This window comes from Mycobacterium sp. (assembly GCF_035506235.1).
GTDB lineage: Bacteria > Actinomycetota > Actinomycetes > Mycobacteriales > Mycobacteriaceae > Mycobacterium.
This window is the reverse complement of record NZ_DATJPU010000048.1, coordinates 24,547-30,814: the sequence shown is the minus strand read 5'-3', so window position 1 is coordinate 30,814 and position 6,268 is coordinate 24,547. Positions and strand designations below refer to the sequence as shown.

The 6,268-nt window shown below is 66.7% G+C and carries 3 protein-coding genes and 1 pseudogene; 1 reads left to right on the top strand and 3 read right to left on the bottom strand.

Annotation, left to right across the window (positions count from 1 at the left end; translation table 11 throughout):
- Nucleotides 1–1,188 (top strand): annotated as a pseudogene (locus VMD50_RS04895) (hypothetical protein); the annotation flags it as partial.
- A gap of 19 nt (nt 1,189–1,207) precedes the next feature.
- Here VMD50_RS04895 and nuoN read toward each other — a convergent pair.
- The 3 genes from nuoN to nuoL are packed head-to-tail and all read right to left on the bottom strand — an operon-like array spanning nt 1,208 to nt 6,257.
- Entirely contained in the window at nt 1,208–2,788 is a 1,581-nt protein-coding gene (gene nuoN, locus VMD50_RS04890) for an NADH-quinone oxidoreductase subunit NuoN (RefSeq protein WP_325425408.1), read from the bottom strand.
- Nucleotides 2,785–4,374 carry an NADH-quinone oxidoreductase subunit M gene (locus VMD50_RS04885; RefSeq protein WP_325425406.1) on the bottom strand — a complete coding sequence of 530 codons (1,590 nt, stop codon included), beginning with the start codon at nt 4,372–4,374 and terminating at the stop codon, nt 2,785–2,787. The genes nuoN and VMD50_RS04885 overlap by 4 nt, the downstream gene beginning before the upstream one ends.
- A complete protein-coding gene (nuoL, locus tag VMD50_RS04880; protein ID WP_325425404.1) occupies nt 4,371–6,257 on the bottom strand; it encodes an NADH-quinone oxidoreductase subunit L in 1,887 nt (628 codons plus the stop codon). Before nuoL ends, VMD50_RS04885 begins: the two co-directional genes overlap by 4 nt.
- Nucleotides 6,258–6,268: the final 11 nt, after the last annotated feature.

Here is a 6,268-nt window from a genome sequence, read left to right as displayed (position 1 = left end):
TGGGGCTTCGCGAACCTGGGCAGCGGAAACATCGGCAACACGAACTTCGGCCTCGGGAACTTCGGCAACTCCAACCTGGGCAGCGGAAACCTCGGTTCCGCGAACCTCGGCTTCGGCAACGGCGGGGGCGTGCTGGGCATCGGAAACGGAAACGTGGGCAGCGGAAACTCGGGCAGGTTCAACCTCGGTGACGGGAACTCGGGCTCTTTCAACTTCGGATTCGGTAATCTCGGCTCTTCCAACATCGGGTTCGGCAACCTCGGCAGCAACGACTTCGGTTTCGGAAACGCGGGCAGCAACGACGTCGGCTTCAACCTTCCGGCCGACAACATGGTGGGCATCGGCGGTCTCAATGCGGGCCTGGGCAACCTCGGTTTCGGGAACTCGGGCAGCAACAACGTCGGTTTCTTCAACTCGGGCAACGGAAACTTCGGCATCTTCAACTCGGGGAGCGGCAACTTCGGCTTCTCGAACGCGGGCAGCAACAACGCGGGTTTCTGGAACTCGGGCAGCAGCAACACGGGCTTCGGCAACGCCGGCATCCAAAACTTCGGGTTTGCCAACGCGGGTCCCCATAACATGGGATTCGGGAACTCGGGCCTTGACAACGTCGGAATCGCGAACGCGGGCAGTTTCAACACCGGTAGCTTCAACTCCGGCGGCTCGGCGTCCGGCGTGGGCGCGAACACGGGCTGGTTCAACTCGGGCAGCGTCAACACCGGCTTCTTCAACTCGGGCGACACCAACACCGGTCTGTTCGACGCGGGCACCCTGAACACGGGAATCGGTAGCTCGGCCGACCTCACCGGGATAGTCACGAACTCCGGCATCGGTAACAGCGGCACCGGCGTGTCGGGCTTCTACAACTCGGGCGTCGGCGTATCCGGCTTCGAGAACGCGGCCAACGGGCCCTTGGGCCTGCCGACGTCGGGTTTCCTCAACATGGGTGAAGGGGACGTGGGATTCGACAATTCGGGCACCCAGGTGATCGGCCTCGCCAACGCGGGCACCCTCAACGTCGGCATCGCGAACTCGGGCATGAACAATTCCGGTGTCGCGAACTCGGCCCCCAACCCCACCTTCACGACCTCCGCGGGCATCGGAAACTCGGGCAGCAACAGCGTGGGGCTGTTCAACGCTGGTGATGACCTGGTCGGCATCCTGGGTGGCGTCTTCGGCCAGCTGTAGCCGGCCAGCGTGGTGCGGATCAGCGCAGCAGCTGGGCTGCCTGATCGGCCAGGTCGAGCAGCGGCTGCGGGAAGATCCCCAAAAGCACTGTGACCAAGGCACATACCGCGATCGCGGCCTTGCTCAGGATGCCCGGCTCCATGACCTGTGGGGTGTCGTCGGTTGCCTCGGTGAAGAACATCGACACGATCACCCGGACATAAAAGTAGGCGGCCACGCCGCTGGCGACGACGCCGACGACCACCAAGGGCACCGCGCCGCCCTGGGCGGCGGCCTTGAACACCGCGAGCTTGCTGACGAAGCCACTCGTGAGCGGGATACCGGCGAATGCCAGCAGGAACATCGAAAACATCACGCCCACAATGGGAGAGCGCTGCCCGAGCCCGGCCCAATGCGAGAGGGTGGCGTCCTCGACGCCGTCGGCGTTGCGAATCAGGCCCACGATGGCGAACGCGCCGACGGTGCTGAAGCTGTAGGCGACCAGATAAAACAATGTGGCCGAAAGGCCCGCCGGGTTGTCCGCGATCACGCCGGTGAGGATGAAACCCACGTGCGCGACCGACGAATAGGCCAGCATCCGCTTGACGTCGGTCTGGTTGACGGCGGTGATGGTGCCCACCGCCATCGTCAGGATCGAAATCGTCCACAGCACCGGGCGCCACTGATCGTGTAGCGGGGGCAACGCCACGTAGACCACCCGGAGCAGCGCGCCGAACGCCGCCACCTTGGTCGCCGCCGCCATGAACCCCGTGACCGGGGTGGGCGCGCCCTGGTAGACGTCGGGGATCCAGGAATGGAAAGGCACCGCACCGACTTTGAACAGCAGCCCGACCGACAGCAGCGCGACGCCGACCAATGCCATCGAGGTATCACCGTGGGCCGCAAGGGCATCCCGGATCCCGGGCAGCAGGAGCGTGCCGGTCGCGCCGTAGAGCAAGGCCACGCCGTAGAGGAAGAACGCCGAGGAGAACGCGCCCAGCAGGAAGTACTTCATCGACGCTTCCTGCGACAGCAGGCGGCGATGACGGGCCAGCCCGCACATCAGGTACAGGGGCAGCGACAGAACCTCCAGCGCGACGAACATCGTCAGCAGGTCATTGGACGCGGGGAAGACCATCATGCCGCCGACGGACAGCATCGCCAGCGGGAAGAGTTCGGTCTGCGCGGCCCCGGCCCGCTCCGCCTCGCGCTCGGCGTCGCTGCCGGGAACCGCGGATGCCTGCGGCGTAAAGGAATCCAGCCCGCCCGATCCGGCCGAGACGGCAACCTTGCTGTCCGTCCTGGACCGCGCGCGTTCGGCCATGAAGATTACCGCCAGCACCGCGACCAGCAGCACGGTGCCCTGCAGGTACAGCGCCGGCCGGTCGACGGCCATCGCGCCCAGCACCGCTGCGCGACCCGACGCCGGAATCGACTCGGCGACCTCCACGTCCGCGATAAGCGCCGCGACCAGGCCGCCCAGGGCCAGCGTCACCTGGGTGGCGTAACGAATTCGCCTGGGCGCAAACGCTTCCACGAGAACCCCTGCGACGGCAACGCCGAAGACGATGAGCATCGGGCACAGCAGGAAGTACTCGACGCTGGGGGTGGGCAGGGTCATCGATGCGGTCCTTCGGCTGTCCGGGGTACGCCGGTACCCGGTGGTGGCACAGTCGGCGCTGGGTCATGCTGGCCGATGGTGGTCATCGTGTTCTCGACCGCGGGATTGATCAGGTCCAGCACCGGCTTGGGGTAGACCCCGAGCACAAGCAGCAGTGCGACCAGCGGGGCCACGACGACCATCTCGCGTGCCCTTAGGTCGCCGATGCCCTCGTTGCCGGTGGCCACCGGCCCCGTCATCACCCGCTGGTAGAGCCACAACATGTAGATCGCCGACAGGACCAACGCGGTAACGCCGAACGCCGCCGCCAGCCAGTAGCGGTTGAAAGTGCCCAGCAGGACCAGGAATTCGCTGACGAACGGCGCCAGGCCGGGGAGCGACAGGGTGGCCATCGCCGAGACGAGGAACGTGCCCGCCAGGATGGGTGCCACTTTCTGCACGCCGCCGTAGTCGGCGATCGCCCGGCTGCCGCGCCGCGCGATCAGGAACCCCGCGATCAGGAACACCGCCGCGGTGGACAGGCCGTGATTGAGCATGTACAGCGTCGAACCGCTCTGGCCCTGCGTGGTCATCACGAAGATGCCCAGGATGATGAACCCGAAGTGGGAGATCGAGGTGTAGGCGATCAGGCGCATGATGTCGGCCTGGCCGATCGCCACGATCGCGCCGTAGATCACCCCGATGACGGCCAGCACGATGATCAACGGACGGAAATACGTTGAGGCGCTGGGGAACAGCTGCAAGCAGTAGCGCAGCATGCCGAAGGTGCCGACCTTGTCCATCACCGCCATCATCAGCACCGCGGTCGCCGGCGTGGCCTCGACCGCGGCGTCGGGCAGCCAGCGGTGGAACGGCCAGAGCGGGGCCTTGATCGCGAACGCGAACATGAAGCCACCGAACAGCGCCTTGATCACCGCGGGGTCGGCGCTGTAGCGGCCCGACGCGACGCCGGCGACGATGTCACGGAAGTCGAAGGTGCCCGAGCCGTGCTGCGCGGTCACCACGTAGAGCCCGATGACGGCGGCCAGCATGATCAGGCCGCCGAAGAGGTTGTACAACAGGAACTTCACCGCCGCGCGCGACCTGCCGGGGCCCCCGCCGAACCCGCCGATCAGGAAGTACATCGGCACGAGCATGGCCTCGAAGAACACGTAGAACAGCAACACGTCCAGCGCGACCACCGAGACCAGGACCATCGACTCGATGGCCAGCGTCAGCGCGACGTAGGCGTGCACACTTCGTGACGACTGCAAGCCCTTGTCGCCGTCGTTCCAGCCGGCCACCTGCAGCAGCGGAATCAGCACCGCGGTCAGCAGCACCAGCACCACGGCGATGCCGTCCACCCCGAGGGAGTAACCCGCGCCGAACGCCGGTATCCACTTGTGGCTTTCGACGAATTGATAGGTGGGGCCGCCCGTCTTGAAGCCGACCGTGACGACGATCGCCACCGCCAGCGTCAGCACACCGACGACCACGCCGGTCCACTTGGCGAGCTGTCGCAGCCCGGGGGGCATCAGAATGATCAGCAAGGAGCCCGCCAGCGGCAGCAGCCACAGGACGCTCAGCCACGGGATGTGCGAGCTCACCACGCCCGCACCGCCAGGATCAGCGCGACCACCAGCACCGCGCCCGCCAGCATCGACAGGGCGTAGTTGCGGGCGAAGCCGGTTTGAAGGCGCCGCAGGGCATTTGACGTCCGGCCCACCAGCGCCGCCAGCGCGTTCACCGAGCCGTCCACCCCAGCGTTGTCGGCTTCGACCAGCGCTTCGGTCAATTGCGCACCGGGGCGCATGAACACCTCCTCGTTGATGGCATCGCCGTAAAGGTCGGCGCGTGCGGCGGTGGTGAGCGGCGAGACGCGGACGGGGGCCACCCTGGAGATGGGCGCGGTGGCGTACATCCGGTAGGCCACCGCGATGCCGATCGCGACGACACCCAACGCCACGACGGTGGTGACCCAGGCCGGCAGGGCATGGGCCGCTTCTTCGCGTGACCCGACGACTGGTTCGAGCCAGTGCTGCAGGGCCCCTCCCCACCACAGCAGCAAGCCGGAGAACGCCGAGCCGATGGCAAGCAGGATCATCGGCCACGCCATCACGGCCGGCGCCTCGTGCGGATGGCTGCCGGGGACCCAGCGCTTTTCACCGAAGAAGGTCATCAGCATGACCCGGGTCATGTAGAAGGCGGTGATGCCGGCACCCAGCAGCGCGGCCCCGCCCAACACGTAACCCCGGGTGTCCCCGGAAGACAGGGCCGCCTCGATGATCTTGTCCTTGGAGAAGAAACCCGCGAACGGCGGCACCCCGATGATCGCCAGGTACCCCAGACCGAAGGTGGCGAAGGTGATCGGCAGGGCCTTGCGCAGGCCGCCGTAGCGGCGCATGTTCTGCTCCTCGTGCATCGCGTGGATCACCGCACCGGAGCCGAGGAACAGGCCGGCCTTGAAGAAGCCGTGGGTGAGCAGGTGCATGATCGCGAAGGCGTAGCCGGCCGGGCCCAGGCCGGCGGCCAGCACCATGTAGCCGATCTGGCTCATCGTCGATGCCGCCAGGGCGCGCTTGATGTCGTCCTTGGCGCAGCCGATGACAGCCCCGAACAGCAGGGTGACGGCGCCGACGATCACCACGCCCAGCTGGGCATCGGGCGACAGGTTGTAGAGCGGATTGGACCGCACGATCAGATACACGCCGGCGGTCACCATGGTGGCGGCGTGGATCAGCGCCGACACCGGCGTCGGGCCCTCCATCGCGTCGCCCAACCAGGCCTGCAGCGGAACCTGGGCGGATTTGGCGCAGGCCCCCAGCAGCAGCAGCAATCCCATCGCCGTCAGCGCGCCCCGGCCGGCGGCGGGCGCGCCGGCGAACACCCCCGCGTACGACAGCGTGCCGAAAGTGCTGAACATCAGGAACATTCCGAGGGCCAGCCCGGCGTCGCCGACCCGGTTCATCACGAACGCCTTCTTGGCCGCGGTGGCCGCCGTCGGCTTGTGGTACCAGAAACCGATGAGCAGGTAGGAAGCCAGGCCGACGCCTTCCCAGCCGACGTAGAGCACCGCGTAGTTGTCGGCGACCACCAGCAACAGCATCGAGGCCAGGAACAGGTTGAGGTAGCCGAAGAAGCGGCGGCGGTCCGGGTCGTCGGCCATGTAGCCGACCGAATAGATGTGGATGAGCGATCCGACGCCGGTGATCAGCAGCACGAAACACATGGACAGCTGGTCGATCTGCAGCCCGAGGTCGATCTGCAGCTGTCCGACGGGGATCCAGGTGAACAACTTTTGGTGGATGACCCGGTCGTCCGCGCCGTGGCCGAGCATGTCGGCGAGCAGCGTCGCACCCACGCCGAACGCCGCCACCGCGGTTGCGCAGCCCAGCAGGTGGCCCCACCCGTCGGTGCGCCTGCCCCCGAACAACAAGATCGCGGCACCCGCCAATGGCAGCGCCACCAGCAGCCAGGTGTAATCAGTCATCGTGGCGTTGT

What these genes read in the sequence shown, in the direction of transcription:
- nuoL (WP_325425404.1), bottom strand. Translation starts at nt 6,257, where the DNA reads ATGACTGATTACACCTGGCTGCTGGTGGCGCTGCCATTGGCGGGTGCC.
- nuoN (WP_325425408.1), bottom strand. Translation starts at nt 2,788, where the DNA reads ATGACCCTGCCCACCCCCAGCGTCGAGTACTTCCTGCTGTGCCCGATG.